Origin of the sequence: Acinetobacter sp. Ver3, assembly GCF_000632455.1 — a bacterium.
GTDB lineage: Bacteria > Pseudomonadota > Gammaproteobacteria > Pseudomonadales > Moraxellaceae > Acinetobacter.
In genome coordinates, this window is record NZ_JFYL01000010.1 from 1 (window position 1) to 24,267 (window position 24,267).

Annotated in this window: 23 protein-coding genes; 12 read left to right on the forward strand and 11 right to left on the reverse strand. The window is 39.1% G+C overall.

Translation table 11 applies throughout. From position 1 onward, the window contains the following. On the forward strand, positions 1–372 hold a 372-nt coding region (locus tag CL42_RS04595), incomplete at its 5' end, for a MerR family transcriptional regulator (RefSeq protein ID WP_051586523.1). 84 nt (positions 373–456) lie between these two features. Then, positions 457–960: a cysteine peptidase family C39 domain-containing protein gene (locus CL42_RS04600; RefSeq protein ID WP_035265646.1), complete on the forward strand. Its 504-nt coding sequence runs from the start codon at positions 457–459 to the stop codon at positions 958–960. 133 nt (positions 961–1,093) lie between these two features. On the opposite strand, the gene CL42_RS04605 is transcribed toward CL42_RS04600, so the two are convergent. Beyond that, a complete protein-coding gene (locus tag CL42_RS04605; RefSeq protein WP_035265647.1) occupies positions 1,094–1,606 on the reverse strand; it encodes a tetratricopeptide repeat protein in 513 nt (170 codons plus the stop codon). 292 nt (positions 1,607–1,898) lie between these two features. Between CL42_RS04605 and CL42_RS04610 the strand changes: the two genes are divergently transcribed. Further along, positions 1,899–3,497: a bifunctional 3-(3-hydroxy-phenyl)propionate/3-hydroxycinnamic acid hydroxylase gene (locus tag CL42_RS04610; RefSeq protein ID WP_035265649.1), complete on the forward strand. Its 1,599-nt coding sequence runs from the start codon at positions 1,899–1,901 to the stop codon at positions 3,495–3,497. A gap of 77 nt (positions 3,498–3,574) precedes the next feature. On the opposite strand, the gene CL42_RS04615 is transcribed toward CL42_RS04610, so the two are convergent. The 4 genes from CL42_RS04615 to CL42_RS04630 all read right to left on the reverse strand — a co-directional run bounded on the left by CL42_RS04615 (position 3,575) and on the right by CL42_RS04630 (position 7,099). Then, positions 3,575–4,468: a LysR substrate-binding domain-containing protein gene (locus CL42_RS04615; RefSeq protein WP_035265650.1), complete on the reverse strand. Its 894-nt coding sequence runs from the start codon at positions 4,466–4,468 to the stop codon at positions 3,575–3,577. A 151-nt stretch (positions 4,469–4,619) separates the two neighbouring features. Beyond that, entirely contained in the window at positions 4,620–4,958 is a 339-nt protein-coding gene (locus CL42_RS04620; RefSeq protein WP_035265652.1) for a DUF3325 domain-containing protein, read from the reverse strand. 5 nt (positions 4,959–4,963) lie between these two features. Beyond that, entirely contained in the window at positions 4,964–6,742 is a 1,779-nt protein-coding gene (locus tag CL42_RS04625) for a PepSY-associated TM helix domain-containing protein (protein ID WP_035265654.1), read from the reverse strand. Positions 6,743–6,745: 3 nt separating this feature from the next. Further along, a complete protein-coding gene (locus CL42_RS04630; RefSeq protein ID WP_035265656.1) occupies positions 6,746–7,099 on the reverse strand; it encodes a hypothetical protein in 354 nt (117 codons plus the stop codon). 163 nt (positions 7,100–7,262) lie between these two features. On the opposite strand from CL42_RS04630, the gene rutD reads away from it, so the two are divergent. The 7 genes from rutD to CL42_RS04665 all read left to right on the forward strand — a co-directional run bounded on the left by rutD (position 7,263) and on the right by CL42_RS04665 (position 13,519). Beyond that, on the forward strand, positions 7,263–8,057 hold the full coding sequence (rutD, locus tag CL42_RS04635) for a pyrimidine utilization protein D (protein WP_035265658.1): 795 nt from the start codon (positions 7,263–7,265) through the stop codon (positions 8,055–8,057). A 300-nt stretch (positions 8,058–8,357) separates the two neighbouring features. Next, complete coding sequence (gene rutA / locus CL42_RS04640) at positions 8,358–9,470, forward strand: pyrimidine utilization protein A (protein ID WP_035265660.1); 1,113 nt, start codon at positions 8,358–8,360, stop codon at positions 9,468–9,470. Continuing rightward, positions 9,467–10,216 carry a pyrimidine utilization protein B gene (gene rutB, locus CL42_RS04645; RefSeq protein WP_035265662.1) on the forward strand — a complete coding sequence of 250 codons (750 nt, stop codon included), beginning with the start codon at positions 9,467–9,469 and terminating at the stop codon, positions 10,214–10,216. The genes rutA and rutB overlap by 4 nt, the downstream gene beginning before the upstream one ends. 33 nt (positions 10,217–10,249) lie before the next feature. Next, on the forward strand, positions 10,250–10,630 hold the full coding sequence (rutC, locus tag CL42_RS04650; protein WP_035265663.1) for a pyrimidine utilization protein C: 381 nt from the start codon (positions 10,250–10,252) through the stop codon (positions 10,628–10,630). 70 nt (positions 10,631–10,700) lie between these two features. Next, complete coding sequence (rutF, locus tag CL42_RS04655) at positions 10,701–11,240, forward strand: NADH-dependent FMN reductase RutF (RefSeq protein WP_035265664.1); 540 nt, start codon at positions 10,701–10,703, stop codon at positions 11,238–11,240. 28 nt (positions 11,241–11,268) lie between these two features. Beyond that, positions 11,269–12,639, forward strand: a complete 1,371-nt coding sequence (gene rutG / locus CL42_RS04660; RefSeq protein ID WP_035265665.1) for a pyrimidine utilization transport protein G — start codon at positions 11,269–11,271, stop codon at positions 12,637–12,639. 13 nt (positions 12,640–12,652) lie between these two features. After that, the gene (locus CL42_RS04665) at positions 12,653–13,519 is read left to right on the forward strand and encodes an NAD(P)-dependent oxidoreductase (protein WP_081403240.1); all 867 of its coding nucleotides are present in this window, start codon (positions 12,653–12,655) and stop codon (positions 13,517–13,519) included. Between the two features lie 72 nt (positions 13,520–13,591). On the opposite strand, the gene CL42_RS04670 is transcribed toward CL42_RS04665, so the two are convergent. The 4 genes from CL42_RS04670 to lipA form a co-directional block, all read right to left on the reverse strand. Continuing rightward, complete coding sequence (locus CL42_RS04670; RefSeq protein WP_035265666.1) at positions 13,592–13,975, reverse strand: carboxymuconolactone decarboxylase family protein; 384 nt, start codon at positions 13,973–13,975, stop codon at positions 13,592–13,594. Positions 13,976–14,025: 50 nt separating this feature from the next. Then, entirely contained in the window at positions 14,026–15,207 is a 1,182-nt protein-coding gene (locus CL42_RS04675) for a thiolase family protein (RefSeq protein ID WP_035265667.1), read from the reverse strand. 258 nt (positions 15,208–15,465) lie between these two features. Next, positions 15,466–17,940, reverse strand: coding sequence for an acyl-CoA dehydrogenase (locus CL42_RS04680; RefSeq protein WP_035265669.1), 2,475 nt, complete (start codon positions 17,938–17,940; stop codon positions 15,466–15,468). Between the two features lie 282 nt (positions 17,941–18,222). After that, positions 18,223–19,236, reverse strand: a complete 1,014-nt coding sequence (gene lipA, locus CL42_RS04685) for a lipoyl synthase (protein WP_035265671.1) — start codon at positions 19,234–19,236, stop codon at positions 18,223–18,225. Positions 19,237–19,446: 210 nt separating this feature from the next. Here lipA and sthA point away from each other — a divergent pair, with 210 nt between their 5' ends. After that, entirely contained in the window at positions 19,447–20,862 is a 1,416-nt protein-coding gene (gene sthA / locus CL42_RS04690; RefSeq protein ID WP_035265673.1) for a Si-specific NAD(P)(+) transhydrogenase, read from the forward strand. 71 nt (positions 20,863–20,933) lie between these two features. Here sthA and chrA read toward each other — a convergent pair whose 3' ends face one another. Both chrA and CL42_RS04700 read right to left on the reverse strand, forming a co-directional pair. Then, a complete protein-coding gene (chrA, locus tag CL42_RS04695) occupies positions 20,934–22,139 on the reverse strand; it encodes a chromate efflux transporter (protein ID WP_035265675.1) in 1,206 nt (401 codons plus the stop codon). A gap of 122 nt (positions 22,140–22,261) precedes the next feature. After that, positions 22,262–23,125, reverse strand: coding sequence for a pirin family protein (locus CL42_RS04700; protein ID WP_035265676.1), 864 nt, complete (start codon positions 23,123–23,125; stop codon positions 22,262–22,264). A gap of 100 nt (positions 23,126–23,225) precedes the next feature. Between CL42_RS04700 and CL42_RS04705 the strand changes: the two genes are divergently transcribed. Beyond that, positions 23,226–24,152, forward strand: a complete 927-nt coding sequence (locus CL42_RS04705; protein ID WP_035265677.1) for a LysR substrate-binding domain-containing protein — start codon at positions 23,226–23,228, stop codon at positions 24,150–24,152. Positions 24,153–24,267 lie beyond the last annotated feature (115 nt).

Consider the following 24,267-nt stretch of genomic DNA (forward strand, 5'->3'; position numbering starts at 1 on the left):
ATAGATATAGGTGATCTAGCTGATCGAACAAATACTTCAACTGCCACGATTAGGTTTTATGAATCAAAAGGACTTATTCGATCTATTGGAAGGAAAGGGCTTAGAAGACAGTATTCATCCCGAGCAATACAGAATATCTCATTAATCAAGATCTTCCAAAATGGTGGTATGACGCTGAGCCAAATTAAAAATATGTCAATTGATCATGAAAAAATTAAAATTAAACGCGATCAAGTTAGGGAAGCAAAAAACGAAATCAAAGATAAAATTGAGACTTTAAATAAATTACTCTTAATTTTGTCACACGTTGAAAAATGTCCATACGATGACCATTTACAATGTCCAAACTTTTTGAAACTTTTAGATGAGTGAGCTTGAATTTTGTATTTAATTTCTTAAATTTTGAAGAAGATTATTTGTTATAATTGATAGCTCAATAAATAATATATATTTTTGATGGAAATTCCCGAAGAACTAGCTAACCTCGAAGCCAATGCTGGCATTTACGCCGTATGGATGCTCTTTCAACATCTTGGCTTAGACCCAGATATTGAACAACTAAAAGAAGTCTGTGGTTATGTAGAAGGTGATGGAACGACCACGATCGGTCTAGCGGTGGGACTTAAAAAATTTGGCTTAGATGTGGAATTTACCACAGATGAAGACAATGCACTTCAAGAGCAAGAAAAGCAAAGCTATTTAGAAGCTGAAAAACTTGCGCTAAAAATATCCCCCGCAATCAGCTATCAAGATATTCAAATCGCATTTGATGCCAATAAGTTCGTGATCGTGTATTACGATACTTTAGAAGGCATTGGTAATCATTCATTGGTATATGACATTAATGAAGAAGAAATCTGCTTTTTTGATAGCTTTGAAGCAATGCCGAAAAAAATATTTGAACAGCAAAGGGCAGTAGATGGGATTTGTAGACAAGCCATCATCGCTGAAGTTAATTAATATCTAAAAGTATGTCACTATCTTAAAGTGGGTTGCTATTTTAAGGTATGTTAAAGTTTTAACAAGATCTAAAGTAGTTCAATAAAAAGCCTTCAATCATGAAGGCTTTTGAGGCAAAAAAACGAGATTTATCTTAAGTGCTTGATTGAGCTTTTTCCTGCCAATAATCAGCTTTTTCCTCGTTTACATCTACACCTAAACCATGTGCATAGATGGCAGATAAATCACGCATTGCTTGAGTATCACCAAGTTCAGCGGCTTGAGTCACCAATTCAACAGATTTTTGTACATCTTTTTCGACCACATTACCACGACGGTAATAACCTGCGAGCTCTAAAATCGCAGCAGCATGTTGATGTTTACTTGCTTGCGTGAGCCAGTTAAAACCGTACTCAAAGTTTAGTTTTGCATCTTCAGGATCTTCTTCTAAAACTTCTTTCGCATAATGTGTATAACCTTCCCCTAACCAGTACATCGCTTCGACATGACCCAATTGACCAGCACGTAAAGCCCATTCTTCTGCAAGCGCAATGTCTTCATCGTGTTCACTCGTCATATAAAGTTCAGCAAGTTCAAATTGAGCAGCGGCATTACCTGCATGAGCACGATTTTCGAGAGCAATCGGGACGGTAACACGTTTAGTCATAGTGGGATTCCATGGCTTCAAAGCGAAGCAAAAAATATTAAAGTTGTTCCCTTATTATACTGCAAAACTGATTCAAAGCTTGAGTAGTATGGTTCGAGCCTATTTACTAAGATATTTTGTAGATGAATTACAAATTCAACTATAGGTAAAAGCTATAGATGAGCGACATAAATTAAGGTTTTTTGATGGAATTGAAGTAAAAGTGACAATTTCTTAAATTTCATAAGACCTTAGCATAACTTTTTCCTATGCTGAAAATCCTCTCTAATGCGAATATTAGAGGAGATTGACCATGTCACAGACCAACACTTATTCAGCAGATGTGATCGTACTTGGTGCAGGCCCAGTCGGTTTAACGATGGCGAACGGCCTTGGCCTTGCGGGCTTAAAAGTAAAAGTGATTGAACAGCTTGATCAATTGATTGATTATCCTCGTGCAATTGGTATTGATGATGAATCTCTAAGAACAATGCAATCGATTGGCTTGATCAACAAAGTATTGCCGCATACCACTCCCGATCATGCGATGCGTTTTCTTACGCCTTCAGGCCGTTGTTTTGCAGATATCCAACCTAAAACACGTGAGTTTGGTTTCCCTCGTCGTAACGCATTCGTACAACCTTATGTTGATGCAGAATTATTGGAAGGTTTAGAACGTTTTGATGATGTGGAAGTACTTTTTTCTCGTCAACTTCAAAGTTTTAAGCAGACTGAAGATCAAGTTGAAGTTCAAATCCAAAATAAAGATAAAACAATTGAATATATAACTGCAAAGTATCTTGTGGCATGTGATGGCGGTAATAGCTACGTTCGCCGTATGTTGAATATTCCTTTTGAAGGTAAAACTGCACCAAACCAATGGATTGTTGTCGATATTGCAAACGATCCATTGGCGACACCACATATTTACTTATGTTGCGATCCAGTACGTCCATATGTGTCAGCGGCTTTACCACATGGTATCCGTCGTTTTGAATTTATGGTGATGCCAGGGGAGACGCAAGAGCAACTTAGCCAACCTGAAAACATGGCTAAACTTTTATCCAAAGTATTACCAAACACTGAAAATATCGATGTGATCCGAAATCGTGTTTATACCCATAATGCACGTATTGCCAGTAGATTTAAAGAAGGGCGTATCTTACTTGCGGGAGATGCAGCGCACATTATGCCAGTATGGCAGGGGCAGGGTTATAACAGTGGAATGCGTGATGCGTTCAATTTATCTTGGAAACTGGCTATGGTCGTACAAGGTAAAGTAGATGCTAAAGTTCTAGATTCTTATCAAGAAGAGCGTCATGATCATGCCAAAGCGATGATTGATTTATCTGTTACAGCAGGCCATGTGCTGGCTCCGCCTAAAAAATGGCAAGGTACTGCGCGTGATGCTATTTCATATGTTCTAAATTACATTAAACCAGTTAAACAATATTTGTTGGAAATGCGCTTTAAGCCAATGCCACAATATAAATCTGGTATTTTGGTTGGACAGGTCAATAAGACATCACCAATCGGTAAAATGTTTATTCAACCTAAAATGCAAGACAGCACAGGCCAGGTGAAATTACTGGATGATTTTATTGGTCAAGGCTTTGCTATTATTGCTTGGGGAGTAGATCCGACTTGGGGACTCACACCAACAAGTATTCAAAAATGGAAAGCATTGGGTGTGAAATTCATTAAAGTCGTTCCACCTGAACAATTGAATACTGATGCTCATGATGATGAAATATTGACACTTGGGGATACGGAGCATGCGATTCGAGCATGGTTTGGTCGTACTCAATACTCGATGGCATTTTTAAGACCAGATAAATTTGTCGCTGGCTTAAGTATTCCTCAGACGAGCGAAGAGCTCAGTCAAAAACTGTTTGATAAACTTGGCGTTTAATCAAAAAGTTTAAGACTAATCTAAAAGAAAACCTGCAAATTTGCAGGTTTTTTATTTTTAAAATAGCTTTCAAAGTTTTAAAAAATATGACAATGAAAGTGTTGGCTTAGAATATTTTTCACAGTTTGCAAATGCTTACTTTGATCTTGTTTTCTGAAACTCAAATATAAGCTGATATTCGGTAAATCGATTTCAGTTGACTTAATTAAGACATTTTCACTGAGCAAGCTTTCAACATATTTTGGAACAATGGTCCAACCGACTTGCATCGCTACAAGATTAATATTCATTAAAATATTACTCGAGTATTGAGCAACTTGAATAGATGTATTTAGGGCTTCAAAAATATTTTGAATTTTTTGGAACAAAATCGGTGAGGCAGTTTCCTCGCTCATGATAAATTTTTGGGCAATTAAATCCTGTTTTGAAATACAGTCTAAATGCGCATGGGCTGAATGACGAGGAATCAGCAAGATCAGAGGCTCACTAAACAATTCGATAGAGGCAATATGCTCATCATCGATACATTGGCGAGTGAATGCGACATCAATTTTTTGATCACGAAGTGCTTGGATTTGATGTACACAGCTCAAACTATGAAATTGAATATCTAAATCAGGCTGTTGTGCACGAATAATTGGCATGACATAGGGAAAAATTTTCATTTCTGCCACAGGTAAAAAACCAATATTTAATTTATTTTTCTTGGTATTCGCCATAATTTGAATCTTGTGTTTGGCGTCTTGAGCAAGTTTCAAGATATGTCGAGCATCTTTTAAAAAAGTTTCTCCTTCCTCTGTGAGCGATAAGCTTCTGCTTTTACGAATCAGCAGGGATGTACCTAACTCCGCTTCAAGGTCTTTAATTTGCAGGCTTAAAGAAGGCTGCGCTATAAAAAGTTTTTCTGCAGCACGCGTAAAATTAAGTTCTTCGGCAACTGAGACGAAATATTTCAAATGTCGAAGTTCCATGCGTACCGATCCTTAACCGCCATAATAAATGAGGTTCATTATACGTTTGATTTGCTAGAACTTCAGCGTGATTCACGTTTAAAGCTAATCTAAGAAAAAAAACCGACCCATATTTAAATGAAATATGGGTCGGTTTTTATCAAGTAAAGTATTAAATGATTGAGAAGATCAAGCTGATGAATCCAATAAAGGATACGCCCAAAATGATTTTTTTTATTTGTGACTCAAAATAGGTCAGACAAAGTGCAACAAAAAGTGCAGCGAATGTCAGTACACCAACCCAATAACTCATCATATTACTGACTTGTCCTTTGCTCATGCAGAGGATAAGCCCTAACGACAGGAATCCCCATCCAACTATTGAGGCTATTTTCTGGTGTTTAATACTCAATGTTTGACCAAAAATTTGTTTTTGATGCTTTTGCATTGCACTGGCTAAACCTATAAAACCTAAAGTACAAACTGCCCAAATGAGGAGAAAAAAGCTCATGGTGATTACCCCTCTACCTTAGGTAAAACTTGACTCTTTTTTAATGGAGTTCCTTGATGATTTTGAACTTTGTAAAGTGCAAAATAGAAAACCACTGCCAATACCATCATAGCCAGATCGAACGAAGCGATAACCCATTGTCCGTGAGCTATCGAACGCCATAAAGGTTGACCACCTGTGATAAAGTTTATGAGCGGAAGGAAAGCGAAAAGCAGGGTAGCGAAACTCAGTAATTCAAGCCAAGCTTGGCGATGGGTGCGAAAAACAGCATAAACAAGTGTGAAAAGCCACACAATAAAGAATGTACGGATTTCCCAATTTAAACGCATTTCCATATCGGCAGGGATAAAACGGTTTGCATAAAAATAAGCTGCACAAGCAATTGGTAAGCCGATAATCGCAGCGATGTTGGTAATCTCAACCGTGCGATAGCCAAAGGATTTATAACCTTGTTTCGCTTGTTGAGGTGCACGTTTAACGCACCATAAAATTAATCCTGTTGCGACCATTAGCGTGCCAACGATACCAGAAAAAAAGAGTATCCAACGTAAGGCTAAATCAACTCCTCGTGCTTCATGTAGAACAGTGACAACATTGTAAATGCCATTGGGAATAGAAGGATTTTTGAGTTGAGCGGAATCATCTGTAATGTTTTGACCTGTCACACCATTGAAGTCTAAAGTTTCATATACGCCACGATGAGCGATACTTGCGCCGTGTAAAGCACGTAACTCTATGGTCGCCTTAGATGTATTTGGTGCTTTAATCGTGATCGAACCAATCGGATTGTTTTTCCACTTCGCTTCAGCTTGAGTGAGGATTGGGGCAATATCTGTAAGTGGTGCAGGTTCAGCTTTACGATCTTGGTTTCGCGTACGTCGACCTTCACCTCGATTCTTTCTCTCACCATCCATTTTGTTAGCATGTTCATTTGATGCTGACTGCGTACCACGAGCCTCAACTTCTGTACGAGCATTCATCATTGAGCGCTCATTTCCTTGCGGTTGACCAGTACGAGTCTGACCTTCTGATTCTGCTGGATTTTGAATTAAGGATTTTCGTTGATCTTGTAGGAACGCGCCACGATTATCATAGATTTGCTGTACCCCCCACGGCATGATGGTAAACAATAATAAAAGTAAACCACTAAAAGTGATCATGATATGAAAGGGAAGTGCAAATACAGCTGTTGCATTATGTGCGTCTAACCAAGAACGCTGTCCTTTACCTGTCCTAAAGGTAAAGAAATCTTTAAAGATTTTCTTATGGGTGATGATGCCACTGACAATCGCAACAAGCATAAACATGGTCGCTATGCCCACAATCCAACGTGACCATATACGTGGCATTCCATATAATTCAAAATGGAAACGATATAGAAAACTACCACCACGGGTTTCACGGGCTTCTAATACTTCACCTGTGGCACTGTCAATCGTCACACGTTCACCACCGCGACGAGCATTGGGATCTTCTCCGACACTGCGGATATTCAGTGTGGTGTAATTTTGACGAGCATTGGGCAATTGAATTCCCCAGCTCCCTGCATCAGCATGATTATTCTGCAAATATTGCAGAGCCACTTGCGTCTGCTCAAGTTGAGATTGGCTTGGAATCGATTGGTGATACTCGGGTTTCATCCATGTACTGATTTCTGCTTGGAAAAAACTCAAAGTACCGGTTACAAAGATGGCATACAGCAACCATCCTAGTATCAAACTAGCCCAAGTATGTAACCATGACATAGACTGGCGTGGCCCTTCAGCTTTGGCATCACTTCTCATGAATTAGTTCCCCATGATTTTATAGATGAGAAATAAAGCAAGGCTAGGTAAGACGATGCCCAATGTAGCTTTCCTGGTTTTGTGAACCATAAAAACCCAAATAAACGCTGCACACTGTAAACAGAAAGCAATGAGCGTTGCTGACATCGCTGCGCTAGATTGATATGTGCTAAATGTTTGTGCAATCACGATAGCAGAGAGGGATGCAAGCAAATAACCTCCAATACCCGCCAATAAAAAACGATAGAGCACCATCAGGCGATAACTGATAGAAACTGATTTAGTAGTCTTACGAGTTTTTTTTACTTGATTCCCAAGTGTTAACTCGCCTGGTAGTTCGAATTCTGTACTGTTCATAAAAGTAAGAAAGTGTGAGTGTATGTAATTATTGTAAATGATAACAATTATTGTTTATCTTTAGAATTATAAATTTAGCATTTTAGAAATAAATTTTTAATTGAATTAGCTTGGGCATGTTAATTGCAGAGTTGTAGTTATTTTTTATCGATAGGTAAAATTTATGACGTATCAAGTTTTTTACTGCAAAGCTAATCCTGATGCTCAATTTGTGTTGTTCTCTTCAGGGTTAGGAGGGCATGGACATTTTTGGCATCCTCAATTAGATATATTGACTCGATTTTTTCATGTCATTACATATGATCAACAAGGATGTCATGCAGATGCTGCATTACTAGCACCAACTTATTCAATGACCGATATGGCAATACAAGTGATACAGATTTTAGAGGATCTAAAGATCGATGAATTCCATTTTATCGGTCATGCTTTAGGTGGGCATATTGGAGCGGAGTTAGCCGTTTTAATTCAAAATACAAAATTGGAAATGTTGAGTTTGACCAGTATTAATGCATGGGACTCACTAGATCCACATACGCTCAAATGTTTTGAAGCTCGAGAATCGTTATTACAAAATGCTGGTGCAGAGGCATATGTTAGAGCTCAAGCATTATTTCTTTATCCACCTGTATGGATCTCTGTTAATATCGATCAAATACAACAAGCAGAAAATAATCAACTCCGAAACTTTCCACCAAAAGAGAATGTACTGAGACGTCTGAAGGCTTTAAAGGAATTTAAAATAAAAAATGAACATATCACCGCACTTCAACGAACTCCAATTCACTTGATTGCAAATCGTGATGATTTCTTGGTTCCAGTACATAAGACTCTTGATCTTCAGAAAAATTTTGTACATGCACAATGCTCAATTTTTGATGTAGGTGCACATGCTTCTACTGTGACTGAGCCAGATATCACTAATCAGGCACTTATTCAATTTCTTCGATCACTCTAGCATTTGAAACTTTTCAATTGCATATAAAAAACCACGATTGAGATCGTGGTTTTTTTAATTATTTTACCAAATGGTATTTTTTGGAACATCTTGTGCACTTTTTTATGACGTTATTTAGGAGTAATGGGTATTGGGATTATATGATTAATTTATCATAAGGTAAAATATAAAATTATTAAGTTATTGTAATATATAATAAAATAATAATTGGCACATCATTTGCTAAATATCTAATACAAGCTCTAAGGCTTAATCCTACTAAATCAAATTTAACTGATCGTTAAATTAGGAGTGTTAGATATGAAAATTGGTGTCTTTTGTCCGATCGGAAATAATGGCTGGTTACTCTCAGAAAATGCTCCTCAATACAAACCAAGTTTTGAGTTAAATAAAAAAATTGTCCAACGCGCAGAGCATTATGGTTTTGACTTTGCATTGTCTATGATCAAGCTGCGTGGTTTTGGGGGTAAAACTGAGTTTTGGGATCACAACTTAGAAACTTTTACGCTTATGGCGGGTCTTGCTGCAGTCACCAGCAAAATAAAAATTTATGCAACGGCTGCGACGCTAGTGATGCCGCCTGCCATAGTTGCACGCATGGCATCTACGATTGATTCAATTTCGAATGGTCGTTTCGGCCTAAATGTCGTCACAGGTTGGCAAGCGCCAGAATATACCCAAATGGGCATGTGGCCCGGTGATGAATATTTCGGAAAGCGTTACGAATACTTATCTGAATACGTACAAATTCTGCGTGAATTATGGGCAACAGGTAAATCTGATTTTAAAGGTGACCATTTCCAAATGGATGATTGCCGAGTTAGCCCACGCCCGCAAGCAGAGATGAAAATTATCTGCGCTGGTCAATCGGATACAGGTTTGGAATTTTCTGCTCAACACGCTGATTACAATTTTGTTTTTGGTAAAGGGCTTAATACACCAACAGCATATGCAGAAATCAACGATCGTTTAAAAGCAAAAACAGATATTACGGGTCGTGATGTTCAAACCTACGTTTTGTTCATGATTATCGCTGCTGAAACAGACGAAGAAGCGATGGCGAAGTGGCAACATTATAACGATGGCGCTGATATTGAAGCGATCAACTGGTTAATGAATCAAGGCGGAAAAGATACTAAATCCGGTGCAGATACTAATATTCGTCAAATGGCTTCATCAGTATCACCAGTCAACATCAATATGGGAACGTTGGTGGGTTCTTACGAAACTATCGCAAAAATGCTAGATGAGATTAGTGAGGTGAAAGGAACTGAAGGCATTTTACTGACATTTGATGATTTTGTTGAAGGTGTTGAAAGTTTTGGACAACGGATTCAGCCGCTTATGAAATGTCGTGAACATGTTGTGGTTGAAGGAATGAGTTCAGAACCTGTGTTGGAGAAAATCGCATGAGTCATTTAGAAAATACCGTTGAAGCTGGATTTACTGCACAAGCGGGTACGGGTGTAAAACTCAAAGCCGAACCGGAAAATATTGTGCTTGCACCAGAGCAAACAGCATTAATCGTGATTGATATGCAAAATGCGTATACGTCAAAAGGTGGTTATTTAGATCTTGCTGGGTTTGATGTGTCGACGACAAAACCTGTGGTTGAAAATATTAAAAAGGCAGTTTCTGCAGCACATGATGCTGGTATTCAAGTGATCTATTTCAAAAACGGTTGGGATAATCAATATCGTGAAGCAGGTGGTATTGATTCACCAAACTTTCATAAATCAAATGCACTGAAGACCATGCGTAAGCGTCCTGAGTTACAAGGCAAATTGTTAGCAAAAGGGGATTGGGATTTTGAGTTGATTGATGAGTTGGTGCCAGCTCCTCAAGATATTGTGATTGAAAAGCCTCGTTATAGTGGATTCTTTAACACAGCACTAGACAGCATGCTCAGAGTGCGTGGAATTCGTAATTTGGTTTTTGTTGGTATCGCGACCAATGTATGTGTTGAATCGACGCTCAGAGATGGCTTCTTTCTAGAATATTTTGGCGTGGCTTTAGACGATGCCTGTCATCAAGCAGGACCAAAAGAAGCCCATGTCGCAAGTATGTACAACATAAAAACCTTCTTTGGATGGGTGTCGGATACAGAAAGTTTTGTCAGTAGTTTTGCAGATCAACCAACACTCGCTGAAAGCGCATAAATATTTATAGATTCTAAAATTAGGAAATAAGTCATGTCAAAAGAAGTCATTATTCCAGTGGGTTCAGGTAAGCCACTCGCACCGTATTCGCCAGCAACTAAAGCAGACAACATTGTCTATGTTTCAGGCACTTTGCCTTTTGATGAAAACAACAATGTAGTTCATGTTGGAGACGTAGCAGCACAGACACGCCATGTCCTTGAAACAATAAAGAAGGTCATCGAAACTGCTGGCGGAACAATGTCGGACATTACTTTCAACCATATTTTTCTGACAGATTGGGCAAACTACGCTGCAATGAATGAAGTATATGCCGAATATTTTCCGAATGCAGAACCAGCTCGTTACTGTGTTCAAACAGGATTAGTCAAACCTGATGCACTCATCGAAATTGCTTCGATTGCTCATGTTTAATTTGAAAGCTTTCATCACCCTATTATGAGTCCCTCACTGACTGTTTAGGCGATGAGGGATGGAGAACACTATGAATGCAAATGTGAAATCAATCAATTTACCCGAGGCAGTGAGTGCCACACTCAACATTGACCAACAGGTTTTTAGACAAGGAATGTCGAATTTAGGTGCAGCTGTCAATGTCATTACTACAGCTGGTCTAGCAGGAAAAGCTGGCTTCACAGCTTCAGCTGTATGTAGTGTGACAGATACGCCACCAACATTGCTGGTATGTCTAAATCGATCAGCATCAGTATTTGAAACATTTAAAAGTAATCAGGTTCTGTGTGTCAATACTTTAAGCAGTAGTCAAAAGCATTTATCGCATGTGTTTGGGGGTAAAACTCCAATGGCAGAACGTTTCGAAAAGGGGGACTGGTCAACATTAGTCACAGGTGCACCTATTTTAGAAGGTGCGCTAGTGAGTTTTGATTGTGAAGTCGTACAAAGTTTATCGGTAGGCAGTCATGATGTTTTGTTCTGCCATGTAAAGGGGATGAAACAGCAAGCGGGTGAAAAAGCCCTCATGTATTTTAACCGCGCATATTGCGAGCCAGTTCCAATGGTCTAAAACAGCATGCTTGATCAGGAGAAGGTCGATGAGCACAAAAGAAACATGGTTTCCAAAATTTAAACCTTTCCAAGGAAATCTAGACACGACCGCAGTTCAAGTAGATGAGTACTTGCCGCCAGGTAAAAGTATGGTATTGGGGCTGCAGCATGCATTTGCAATGTTTGGAGCAACAGTACTTGCCCCTTTACTGATGGGTTTCGATCCGAATCTTACAATGTTTATTACGGGTATTGGGACAATATTATTTTTCCTAATGACTGGGGGGCGTATGCCGAGCTATTTAGGCTCGAGCTTCGCTTTCATTGGAGCAGTCATTGCAGTCACTGGTTATACCGGTGTTGGCTTAAATCCAAACTTAGGCTTAGCACTTGGCGGTACCATTGCATGTGGTATTTTGTACGCACTGATCGGTTTGATCGTGATGAAAACTGGCACAGCATGGATTGAAAAATTGATGCCACCAATTGTGACTGGAGCAATTGTGATGATCATTGGTTTGCATTTAGCACCAGTGGCGATCAAAAGTGTCTCTGCTAATCAGTTTGATTCATGGATGGCTCTAATCACGATTATTTGTATTAGTGTAATCGCCGTATTTACTAAGGGCATGATCCGTAGATTGTTATTGCTCATTGGCTTAGTGGCTTCTTACTTTATTTATTTTTTACTCACCAATGTTTTGGGTTTCGGTACAGCGATCGATTTTACTAAAGTCAGTGAGGCAGCTTGGTTCGGTTTACCTACTTTTCATGCGCCAGTGTTTGAATTTAATGCAATGCTGCTTATTGCTCCCGTAGCGATCATCTTAGTTGCAGAGAATCTAGGACATTTCAAAGCGGTATCTGCAATGACTGGACGTAATCTTTCACCATATATGGGACGAGGTTTCTTTGCTGATGGTGTATGTACGACCTTGTCTGCATCAGTGGGTGGAACAGGAATGACGACATATGCTGAGAACATTGGTGTGATGGCGGTAACCAAAATTTATGCGACCACCATATTTTTATTTGCTGGCGTATTTGCAATTTTGCTAGGTCTATCACCAAAATTTGGCGCGGTTATTAGTACGATTCCTGTCGCATTATTAGGGGGAGCTTCGATTGTTGTTTTCGGTCTGATTACAGTGGCCGGTGCTAAAATTTGGGTGGACAACCGCGTAGATTTTACCAAAAACAGTACTCTGTTGATTGCTGCAGTCACCTTAATTATGGGGACAGGCAATTATAGTTTACAAATTGGGAATTTTGATTTGGGTGGAATAGGGACTGCAACATTAGCGGCTATTTTATTGAATCTTTTCTTAAATCGCGAAGATAAGAATGTGCAAACAGTAGAACTCGAAAACAAACCGCATTCACCAGAAGCAACGGCACTCCCTAACACTCAAATTTAAGGTGAAATTAAAAATGAAAATTGCATTTATCGGTTTAGGTGCTATGGGATGGCACATGGCGAGCCATTTACCAAAACTAGGATTTGAAGTTTTAGTTTGGAACCGTAATTTTGAAAAAGCAGAAGCACATGCACAAACATTTGGTACTAAAGCGACCTCTGTCGATCAAGCAGCGAAAGCAGATTTTATTTTCAGTTGCTTACCCACCAGTGCAGATGTCGAACAGCTTATTGCTCAAAATCCTCCGGTCAAGGGGAGCGTATGGATCGACTGTACCAGTGGTGTACCTGTAAGTGCTTTAGAACTTGCAAATCAGTTGAAATTTAATGGTGTTGAATATTTAGATGCCCCCGTTTCTGGGCAAACTATAGGTGCTGAAAAAGGGACACTGACGGTAATGGTTGGAGGTGATTTCGATGCTTATAAGCGTGCAAAACCGATTATTCAGGCATTTGCAGGATTAATTGAATATGTCGGGGAGAGTGGTTCTGGATTTGCTGTTAAAGCGGTGAATAATACGTTGATGGCAACCCATCTATGGGCACTTGCAGAAGGATTGACGGTATTAAAGTCAAAAGGAGTAGATTTGAATAGTGCATTGAATTGTATTAATCATTCTAGTGGTAAAAGTTCAATGTCTGAAAATATTATGGCGCAACGTGTCTTGAGTCGTGCATTTCCAAAAACCTTCGCCTTAGATCTTTTACAAAAAGATATTGGAATTGCGACCGATCTAATTCAAGAGCAAGCGTTGAATTTGCCAACGATGCAACTTATACAAAATCAGTATATGCAAATTGAAAAAGTGAAAGCCCAAGATTCTGATTTTTCAGCTGTGGTTCAGGTGCTTGAACATCAATCTAAAATTGAATTAAGTTAAATCTAGCGTCGAAATACCTTATAAAACCGCTTAATGTAGATTAAGCGGTTTATCTATGAATGCTCAATGAGATTAGCTTTGTTGATATTCATTAATGACTTCTAACGCGGCTCTAAATGCTTCTTGGGTAGCTGGAGCACCACAGTACGGCAAGCTGTGCAAAAGAACCTCTTGGATTTCTTCAACAGTTGCGCCGTTGTTTAAAGCGCCACGTACATGACCTTTAAGTTCTGTTGGGCTTTTTTGGGCTGTTAAAAATGCAATCGTGATTAACGAACGATACTTGCGCGGTAAAACACCTTCACGTTGCCAAGTTGAACCCCATGCATGCTCATTAATCCAATCTTGAAGTGGTTGAGTAAATGGAACTGTATTGTCTTGTGCACGTTTGACAAAATTTTCTCCCATCACTTCGGTACGAACTTTTAAACCATTTTCATAATCTTGTTTTGACATTTTTTTCCTCATAAAAAAAGCGCATCTTAAGATGCGCTATAGCATAAATATTAAGCTGGGATTTCAATCGCAATCGCAGTTGCTTCTCCACCACCAATGCAAAGCGCGGCAACACCTTTTGTTTTACCTAAGCGTTTTAATGCATGGATGAGAGTCAAAATAATACGTGAACCGGATGACCCCAATGGATGTCCGAGTGCACAAGCTCCACCATGAATATTCACTTTTTCAGGATCTAAATGAAAAGCATCAATCGCTGCCATGGTTACCATCGCGAACGCTTCATTAATTTCCCACAAATCCACGTCTTCAACAGTCCAGCCCGCTTTGTTTAATACTTTTTCTATTGCACCAACAGGTGCGATGGTAAATTCTGATGGGTGTTGAGAGTGAGATGCGTAAGCTTTAATCGTTGCTAAAGTTGAAAGCCCCTTTGCTGTTGCGTGTTCAGCAGAAGTCACTAAAAATGCTGATGCACCATCACTAATTGAACTAGCATTCGCTGCAGTAATTGTACCGTTTTTAGCAAATGCTGGGCGTAGCGTAGGAATTTTATCAATTTTTGCTGTAAATGGATTTTCATCTTGGGCAACGATGACATCGCCTTTACGTGAACTTACTGTAACGGGGGTGATTTCATCTTTGAAATAATTATTTTGAATCGCATTCTGAGCACGAGTTAAGGAGCGAATCGCGAAATCGTCTTGTTGTTCACGTGTGTAGTTTTTCTTATTTGCCATTTCTTGAGCAAGAATACCCATTGAATAGCCAGTTTCAGCATCTTCCAAACCTTCTTGGAACATGTGATCAATCACTTTGCCATGTCCCATACGGTAACCTGCGCGTGCTTTGTCCATGAGATAAGGTGCATTCGACATGGATTCCATTCCGCCAGCGACAATAATATTTGCCGAGCCAGCTTTAATGGCATCTGCAGCTTGCATCACGGCTTTCATGCCAGACCCACAGATTTTATTGATCGTTGTTGCACCTACATGATCTGGTACACCTGCAATTCGCATCGCTTGACGAGCAGGGCCTTGTTTTAATCCCGCAGGTAAAACACAGCCCATAATCACTTCATCTAGTTGGTCTGCAGCAAGCTTAGATTGGTCAAGTACGGCTTTAATGACTTCAGCACCAAGTTGCGGGGCTGTTAAGTTTGAAAGTCCTCCCTGAAAGCTACCCATAGCGGTACGGCTACCTGCAACTAATACGATTTCTTGACTCATAGCGTTAATCCTTGTCCTGTAGTTTATATGATTCAAATGCGTGTCAATTTCATATGTTTAAAATTTAATGACAGCTATTTTATTAGTTGTAATCACATTATCATAAAAAATGAATAAAGATTCATTATTTTGTTTTCATTTAATTTCGCTTATTTTGATGTTGTTTTCTATAACACCATAGTGGAATGAAATATAAAAAGTGGGATAAAAAATAAAAAACGACCCTTTAGGATCGTTTTTTCAGAAGCAATTGAGTGACTAGTGTTGTGTAGAGTGTGACAGCGCCTGAGCGTGAGGGTTCTCAAGTTCTAAACTTTGATTAAGTTCAGTATCGAAAACATCAGTCAACATACTGTCAAAACGTTTAGCGTTATACGTAAGCAACTGATCAGCTTCAGCTTGAGTGATGAAATTCTCCTTAAGAGCAGATTCAATATGCTCTTCGAAAGTCAGACCTGTAAATTGGCCTTTGGATTCAGCCTTTTTAAACTTATTCCATAAATCCTCAATTTGAAGCAACATTTGGAATGTAGACTCCATGCGTCCATTGACATCATCGGGATCAGTGCTATAGAAGACATGTTTTTTTAATTCATCGCGGAAAGCATTTTCCTGAAGAATTAGTTCACCTAATTTAAGTTTCAAGGCATCCGATGGTTGAGTAATAGGACGACCAAAAGGGAAACAAATAAGTTTGACTAAACTTGCGGCAATTTTTACAGGGAAGTTATCAAACAGACCATAGAACGCTTCTTGAGATGCATATAATGCTTTCTCAAGTGCGAGTTTAGCATGCAGTTGTTCAGCTTCAGTACGTTGACCATTTTCATAAAATTTAAGAATTGCAGTCGCAATAAATAAGTGTGAATGCATATCTGCTAATCGTCCAGACAGCATTTCTTTGCGTTTGATATCACCTGCAAGGAGGCCTAAGCACATATCTGCGACTAAGGCAAAATTAGCACTCAAACGATTAATGGTTTTGTAGTAAGGGCTACTGAAATCATCAGCCTTTACTGAGCCTTCTGTTGATCCGCCTATAAAACCATAAGCAAATGATTTAGCGGTTCGATTAAATGTATAACCCAAATGCTTATAAAGAATGTCATTAAACTCTTTTAATGCTGCATCTTTATTTTCGGCTTGTAAAAGTTGTAATTCTTCAAATAAATAGGGATGACAACGCATCGAACCTTGACCAAAAATCATCAGTGAACGACTCAGAATATTGGCACCCTCAACAGTAATCGAAACAGGGATCGCTTGGTACATGAGCGCCAAGAAGTTACGAGGACCCATTTGGATAGCACGGCCGCCCACAATGTCCATACTATGATTAACAATCTTACGCATGGTCTCAGTTGCGTAGTATTTTGCCATTGCGGTCATAACTGCGGGCTTACCCCCTTGGTTTAGGCCACAAGTGACTAAGTAACGGAAAGCTTCGAGCATATAGGTATCGCTAGCGATATCACTTGAAACCTCTTGAACACCTTCGAATTTACCGACTGAAATTTTGAATTGTTGACGGACACGAGCAAAGGCGCCGACATTTAAATAACACATTTCACCTGCAGCTGTTGATAGTGCTGGAAGAGAAATACCGCGGCCAACTGCCAGACATTCCATCAGCATACGCCAGCCTTTACCTGCATTTTCTACACCACCAATAATCCAATCCAGCGGAATGAAGACATCTTTACCATCCACGGTACCATTCATAAATGGCGAACCTGGATTATGGCGTGCTCCTACAATCACACCTTCATGATCAGCTGGTAATAGGGCACATGTGATTCCGTATTCAGTTTTGTTTTTATCACCTAGTAAACCTTCAAGGTCATATAATTTGAAAGCTAAACCGACCACCGTAGCAACAGGGGCAAGTGTAATCCAACGTTTGGAAAAATTCATTTTTAGGCCAAGAACTTCTTGTCCTTCAAATTGACCATAACAAACCACACCTGTGTCAGGAATTGCACCTGCATCTGAACCTGCTTCAGGGCTTGTTAAACCAAAACATGGAATTTCTTCACCTTTTGCTAAACCTGGTAAATAACGACTCTTTTGATCTTCAGTACCGTAGTGTAAGAGTAATTCTCCTGGACCTAAAGAGTTAGGCACCATACAACTGACAGCAGTGGTAAGTGAGCGCGAGGCAATCTTACTCATGATACGGCTTTGCGCAAATGAGCTGAATTGTTTACCGCCGTATTCTTTAGGGATAATTAAACCCAGAAAACCTTTGGATTTAATAAATGACCAGACTTCTTCAGGGAGGTCTTTACGATGATGGTGAATATCCCATTCATCCAGCATCTGGCAGAGCTGTTCGACTTCATGATCGATAAATGATTGTTCTTCTTCAGACAGCGTGGGGTACGGATACTGATCAAATTTCTTCCAGTCTGGTGCCCCCATAAATAATTCTTTTTCCCACCAACTGGTTCCTGCATCCAATGCTTCACGCTCAGTACTACTCATTGTTGGCATTGCATTGGCTAGAGCTTTATAGGCAGGTTGTGTAATAAATTTCATCCTTAACGCATCAATACTGACAATCAATGAAATTAGGATAAAAGGAATACCGAGTATCAGCGACCAAGGGCTGATCAACGCGACTAAAATAGATACGACTGTGAGTGTGATAGCCCCAGAAGTTCTTGAGAATTCGAAATAAAAAATAGCCCAGAGTGTTATAAATAAAATAATTAAACTGAGTATAAAAAACATTATGAACTGCTCCATTTATGATTTGGTCATGGAGCCAATACCCACAGTAAATTTAATCAAAGCACAAACATCAGATCTACAGAGATATTGGATCATGAAATGTGAAACGAAAGCGTTGAGTTCTAAAACGGACGCATATTAATACTTATATTGGATAAGATTGTTTGAAAAATATTCAAAATTCAAGCTGAAGAGAGATAAGAAATGTGTCAATAAGTAATTGAGAATTATAAAAACCACAAACAAAAAAGCCCTCATACGAGGGCTTTAAAGTAAGAAGAATTATGCTTCGATTGTTTGAACAGTAATTTTCTTTGCAGGATCAGCTTTACGACGAACTGCTGGTACTGGTTCGCCATAGTATTGACGATCAGCAAAATAACTTGAACGTACCATTGGTGCAGCCCAAATATTTTTAAAGCCTAATTTTTGCCCATGTGCTGTATAGCGTTCGAACTCTTCAGGTGTGACGAAGCGATCAATTGGTGCATGTTCTTTTGATGGTTGTAAATATTGACCAATCGTTACGTAGTCAACATCGTGTGCTTTAAGGTCATCAAGAAGTGCGAGAACTTCTTCTTCAGTTTCGCCAATACCTACCATCAAGCCACATTTAGTTGGAATATCTGGGCAGTATTCTTTAAACATTTTAAGAAGGTTTAAGGAATGTTGATAGTCTGAACCTGGACGCATTGCTTTGTATAAACGTGGTACGGTTTCAATGTTGTGGTTAAACACATCTGGAGGACATTCCGTCATGATGCGTAATGCAACATCCATACGACCACGGAAATCAGGTACTAAAATTTCCAATAATGTATTAGGACTTAAAGCACGCGCTTCTTTAATACAATCAACAAAGTGTTGCGCTCCACCATCGAGTAGATCATCACGGTCTACAGATGTTATAACAGCGTATTTCAAACCTAAGTTTGCAATTGTCTCAGCCATGTGGCGCGGTTCATCTGGGTCTAATGCATTCGGACGACCATGTGCCACATCACAAAATGGGCAACGACGTGTACAAATGTCACCCATAATCATGAAAGTTGCTGTACCACCACCAAAACATTCAGGAAGATTTGGACATGCAGCTTCTTCACACACTGTATGTAATTTTTGTTCACGTAAAGTTGATTTAATGCGTTGAACCTCTTCTGGTGCAGCCATTTTGACGCGAATCCAGTCTGGTTTACGAGGTGCTTCAACCGTAGGAATCACTTTTACAGGAATACGTGCAACTTTCTCAGCGCCACGAAGTTTTTCACCCTGTACTGGTTTACGGTTTTCTGACATATTCAACGATTCCACTAATGTGTGACGGGAGGAAATATTAAAAATAGGTCTCTTATTATAGCGAATTTATGCATAAATTGGGCAAAAACGATATTCATAAAATAAATGTGGCTATCAAGCAATATATGGTATTGAAATACAGCAAATGTGCGCATTTTCAGTCATAATATAAGTTAGATAAATGAAGAGATAATTGTATAGGAGCATTGAATGCCGCGTAAGAAAGAGGTCGTGAGTGGAACCTTTGTCAAATATGATGCAGTCGTTTTAGGTTCAGGCCCTGCTGGTGAAGGTGCGGCAATGAAACTTGCCAAATCAGGCAAGCGCGTTGCAGTAGTTGATATGCGTGAACAACTTGGTGGTAACTGTACTCATGTAGGAACTATTCCAAGTAAAGCTTTACGTCAAACGGTTTCTAGCATTATCCGTTATCAACGTGATCCAATGTTCCAAAAAGTGGGTGATTGGAAACAATTCACCATGAAGCAAGTGCTTCGTAATGCGCATAAAGTGATCCAACAGCAAGTAGATACACACTCGCGTTTTTACGACCGCAACCGCATTGATATTTTCCACGGTCGTGCTTATATCCAAGATCAAAATACGGTGGTGATTTTCACGCCTGAAGGTGTGAAAGAAACGATTATTTTTAAACAGTTGGTGATTGCGACAGGTAGTCGTCCATATCGTCCTTCAATTTTAGATTTCAATCACCCACGTGTGTTTGATTCTGACAAAATCTTAGATCTAGATTTTTCAATTCAAAAAATCATTATTTATGGCGCTGGTGTCATTGGCTGTGAATATGCATCTATCTTTATTGGCTTAGATCACAAAGTTGATTTGATTAATACTCAGCATAAATTACTGAGCTATTTAGATGACGAAATTGCTGATGCATTGTCATATCACTTACGTGAACAAGGTGTATTGATTCGTCACAATGAGCAGATTGATCACTTAGAAACATTTGATGATCATGTGGTGTTGCATCTTGAAAGTGGCAAGAAAATTAAAGCTGATGCAATTCTATGGTGTAATGGTCGATCTGGTAATACAGATGGTCTTGGCTTGGAAAATGTTGGTATCAAACCAAACAGCCGTGGACAACTATCAGTGAACGAGCAGTATCAAACTGAAGTTGAAAACATTTATGCTGCGGGTGATGTGATTGGTTGGCCGTCTCTAGCTTCAGCTGCATATGACCAAGGTCGTTGTGCTGGCGCGATTATGAGCGGTGAACAAGGTATCCAACCCGTGGTTGATATCCCTACTGGTATTTATACCATTCCAGAGATTTCATCAATTGGTAAAACTGAGCAGGAATTAACTGAAGAAAAAATTCCTTATGAAGTTGGTCAGGCGTCTTTCCGTCACCTCGCTCGTGCACAAATCACGGGTGATACAGTGGGTGAGTTAAAGATTTTATTCCATCGCGAAACCTTAGAAATTTTAGGTGTGCATTGCTTCGGTAATAATGCTTCTGAAATTATCCATATTGGTCAAGCCGTGATGAATAGCCCGAACAACACCATCAAGTATTTTGTTGAGACAACGTTTAACTACCCAACGATGGCTGAAGCTTATCGTGTAGCAACGTTAAACGGGATGAATCGTTTATTCTAAGGCGACTTGATGATAAAAACTCGCAAGTTCAGGCTTGCGAGTTTTTTTATTTTTGCATTTAAGTTTGATCTTTAAATCACAAAATACAATAAAGCTCCATAGCTAACAAAGCTCGCTAATAAAGAGATGATGACAGGGATTTTTGATCTCAGTAAAAGAATGACAATGCCGATAAAAATAAAATCATAAATCGAATGTAGATGTTTTTCAGCCATTTGAGCAATTAAACAGAGTAATAATCCGATGACCGCTGCATTAATAGCAGCGACGGCTGCTGCAATCTTTTTGTTTTTGACCCATTTTGACCAGTAAGGGAGCGTGCCGAAAATAAGCAGAAATGAGGGCAGGAAAATTATACTGGTTGCAATCGCAGCGTTAAGTAAAGGCGATGCGGTAAATCCTAAATATGTGCCAACGTATCCTGCAAAGCTAAATAAAGGGCCTGGAATAAGTTGAGCAAATGCATAGCCTAAGTCAAATTGTTCCGCAGTGATGTGTTGAGTAAGCACAAAATCTTCATACATGAGTGGCAGGATGATATGACCGCCTCCAAAAACCATTGAAGCAGTGTGATAAAAGCTTTCTAGATTGCTAAGCAAGCTTGATGAATAGATAAATTGCAGCGCAGGAAAAATAATAAATAAAGCTATAAACAGGATGAGCCAGAGATAATGATACTTTTGATATGCCTGAGTTGTTTTGATGTGCGGTGATGGCTGAGATTTTCCTTTTTTTGTAAATGCTAAGCCAATGAATCCAGCCACTAAAATTAAGAAAATTTGACTATAGCTCCACTGCGCAAAATAAATAAAAAAAGCAGAACTCAGCATCAGGACATACTGCCAAATTTCAGTACAGAAGCTTTTGAACATTTGTAAAAAAGCCCAAATGACGACGGCTAATACAATCAAATGGATGACGTGAAACAGTTCAAGAGGTATATCGGAAAAAAAATATTGACCAAAAATAGCAAATGAAGTCATTAGAATGAAGGCAGGTAATGTAAATCCTAACCAAGCAATAAAGCCCCCCCAATATCCTTTGGATAAATATCCTATCGATAATCCCACTTGACTACTTGTCGGACCTGGCAACAATTGTGCTAATGCGACCAATTGTCCATATTCATGAGAGCTTAACCACTTGAGTTGATCAACAAAAGTGCGATGAAATAACACCAAATGCGCTGCAGGACCACCAAATGAAATACATCCTAATTTTAGAAAAATAAAAAAAAGTGTTGATAAGCTAACTTTAGGAAAAGTATCTGATTTCATTTTGTAATCGTATGTTGTTTTTGAACTAAGTCTAATAGGGGATTATGACAGGTATTTGAAATGAATGAAGAGTGATGAGGGTAAGCCTTATCTTGAAAATGATAAGGCTTGTGGATGTTAAATTAAGCAAAATTTCCATTTCTGAAATCATCAAATGCTTGCACAATTTCTTCCTGAGTATTCATGACGAAAGGACCGTGGGCAACAATGGGTTCATTCAATGGTTCACCACTTAAGCAAAGAATTTTCGCCTTACGATGAGCAAATATTTCGACCTCTGTTGATTTTGGATCAAGATAAAGCGTTTGCATGGCTGTATAGATCTGACCATCAATCTCAACTTCTCCATCAAGGATGAAAATCAGATGATTCCAGTTTGGCATAAGATTTAATGGAAGGTGTGCTCCATGATTAAGTCTAATGTCATAAACATTCATGTTGCTAAATGTTTGAGCTGGGCCTTGATAAACAGTTGAGCCAATTTGATATTGACCAGCAATAACACGAATCTTGGTTTGCTCATCGTGAGATAAAACTTCAGGAATATTTTGCTCAGTCAATTCCTGATATCTTGGCTCAGTCATCTTTGCATGCTGTGGTAGATTTACCCAAAGTTGAACCATATCCAGAACTCCGCCAGTTGTTGCAAAAGCTTCTGAATGGTGTTCTTCATGCAAAATACCTTTACCTGCGGTCATCCATTGCACTTCGTTTGGACCAATTTTGCCATGATTGCCTTTTGAGTCACGATGCTCTAATTCGCCGTCATAGACAATCGTCACCGTTTCAAAGCCACGGTGAGGGTGTAAACCAACACCGCGTTGGTGATGACTTGGAGAAAATCGATATTGACCTGTATAACCCATTACCAAGAACGGGCTAGTATGATTTCCTATTTCATGCATGGGTAACATGGAGTTTGTTGGAAAACCATCACCCACCCATGTGCTTCGATCGCTGGTATAAACTTTCTGAACGTGTGTCATTTTGTATTCCTCTATATATCGTTCTAATCATGATATTGAGGTATATTGATGAGATTACAGGGCGATTCTCTCAACAGATAATTCCAAAAATGAAACAATTATGCAAAATTTAAATGATTACTACTATTTTGTGCAGGTCGTTAAATATCAAGGTTTTACTAAAGCAAGTGAAGCTTTAGGTATTACAAAATCTAAGTTATCTCGTCATATTTCAGATTTAGAAAACCGTTTACACGTAAGATTATTGCAACGAAATACACGAAAGTTTGCCGTAACCGCAGTTGGTCAAGAATTTTTTGAATATTGTATTAAGATTTTGGATCAAGTGGAGGCGGCAGAAAATTTTGTAGAGCAAAGTTTGTCGAGCGAGCCTTCAGGTTTAATTCGAATCTCGTGCCCAATTGGTTTGGTTGAGTTTCCGTTGGGGAATATGATTGCTAAATTCATGCAACATTACCCACGTGTTCAAGTTCATCTGGTCGCAACAAATCGTAAAATTGATCTCATAGAAGAGGGGATTGATTTGGCTGTTAGGGTGAGAAATTTACCACTTGAAGATAGCGACTTGATTGTACGAGAGCTTGATGCTTGGCAACATGTGTTAGTGGCAACGCCTGAATTAATTCAACAGATTCATGAGCCTATCCATTTGGATAACCTTGCACAACTTCCGAGTATAGGTTTTCATGTCCCAAAATCGATTTGGAGATTTCAATCCAAATTTGACACAGTTAATCAGTTTCAAGAAGTAGAATTCTTTCCAAGACTCAAAACTGATAATTTTGCTGCCATGAAATCTGCAGTGTTGAATAGTGTTGGAATAGCATCATTACCTAGAGTGTTTGTTTATGAAGAGCTTAATCAAGGCACTCTTGTAGAATTAGTCCCTGAATGGGAGTTACCACGTGGCGTTATTCATGTTGCCTATACATCACGACAAGGCATGATGCCTGCCGTGAGATGTTTATTAGATTATTTGATTGAGGAATTTAAAAAACTGAGCTGTCAAAACCATAAAATTATATAAATTAATGTGCGCAAAAAGCTTGGTTAAAATATGTAAATAAATCAGGAGTGTTCATCCACAAAGCAATTGATAGACTAAGCAGAAGGATGACTCCGATGAATATGCTGATGTTGAG

Bases quoted from the DNA above. Each gene is read 5' to 3' on its own strand.
- CL42_RS04600 (WP_035265646.1), top strand. From the start codon at position 457: ATGGAAATTCCCGAAGAACTAGCTAACCTCGAAGCCAATGCTGGCATT.
- CL42_RS04605 (WP_035265647.1), bottom strand. From the start codon at position 1,606: ATGACTAAACGTGTTACCGTCCCGATTGCTCTCGAAAATCGTGCTCAT.
- CL42_RS04610 (WP_035265649.1), top strand. From the start codon at position 1,899: ATGTCACAGACCAACACTTATTCAGCAGATGTGATCGTACTTGGTGCA.
- CL42_RS04615 (WP_035265650.1), bottom strand. From the start codon at position 4,468: ATGGAACTTCGACATTTGAAATATTTCGTCTCAGTTGCCGAAGAACTT.
- CL42_RS04620 (WP_035265652.1), bottom strand. From the start codon at position 4,958: ATGAGCTTTTTTCTCCTCATTTGGGCAGTTTGTACTTTAGGTTTTATA.
- CL42_RS04625 (WP_035265654.1), bottom strand. From the start codon at position 6,742: ATGAGAAGTGATGCCAAAGCTGAAGGGCCACGCCAGTCTATGTCATGG.
- CL42_RS04630 (WP_035265656.1), bottom strand. From the start codon at position 7,099: ATGAACAGTACAGAATTCGAACTACCAGGCGAGTTAACACTTGGGAAT.
- rutD (WP_035265658.1), top strand. From the start codon at position 7,263: ATGACGTATCAAGTTTTTTACTGCAAAGCTAATCCTGATGCTCAATTT.
- rutA (WP_035265660.1), top strand. From the start codon at position 8,358: ATGAAAATTGGTGTCTTTTGTCCGATCGGAAATAATGGCTGGTTACTC.
- rutB (WP_035265662.1), top strand. From the start codon at position 9,467: ATGAGTCATTTAGAAAATACCGTTGAAGCTGGATTTACTGCACAAGCG.
- rutC (WP_035265663.1), top strand. From the start codon at position 10,250: ATGTCAAAAGAAGTCATTATTCCAGTGGGTTCAGGTAAGCCACTCGCA.
- rutF (WP_035265664.1), top strand. From the start codon at position 10,701: ATGAATGCAAATGTGAAATCAATCAATTTACCCGAGGCAGTGAGTGCC.
- rutG (WP_035265665.1), top strand. From the start codon at position 11,269: ATGAGCACAAAAGAAACATGGTTTCCAAAATTTAAACCTTTCCAAGGA.
- CL42_RS04665 (WP_081403240.1), top strand. From the start codon at position 12,653: ATGAAAATTGCATTTATCGGTTTAGGTGCTATGGGATGGCACATGGCG.
- CL42_RS04670 (WP_035265666.1), bottom strand. From the start codon at position 13,975: ATGTCAAAACAAGATTATGAAAATGGTTTAAAAGTTCGTACCGAAGTG.
- CL42_RS04675 (WP_035265667.1), bottom strand. From the start codon at position 15,207: ATGAGTCAAGAAATCGTATTAGTTGCAGGTAGCCGTACCGCTATGGGT.
- CL42_RS04680 (WP_035265669.1), bottom strand. From the start codon at position 17,940: ATGTTTTTTATACTCAGTTTAATTATTTTATTTATAACACTCTGGGCT.
- lipA (WP_035265671.1), bottom strand. From the start codon at position 19,236: ATGTCAGAAAACCGTAAACCAGTACAGGGTGAAAAACTTCGTGGCGCT.
- sthA (WP_035265673.1), top strand. From the start codon at position 19,447: ATGCCGCGTAAGAAAGAGGTCGTGAGTGGAACCTTTGTCAAATATGAT.
- chrA (WP_035265675.1), bottom strand. From the start codon at position 22,139: ATGAAATCAGATACTTTTCCTAAAGTTAGCTTATCAACACTTTTTTTT.
- CL42_RS04700 (WP_035265676.1), bottom strand. From the start codon at position 23,125: ATGACACACGTTCAGAAAGTTTATACCAGCGATCGAAGCACATGGGTG.
- CL42_RS04705 (WP_035265677.1), top strand. From the start codon at position 23,226: ATGCAAAATTTAAATGATTACTACTATTTTGTGCAGGTCGTTAAATAT.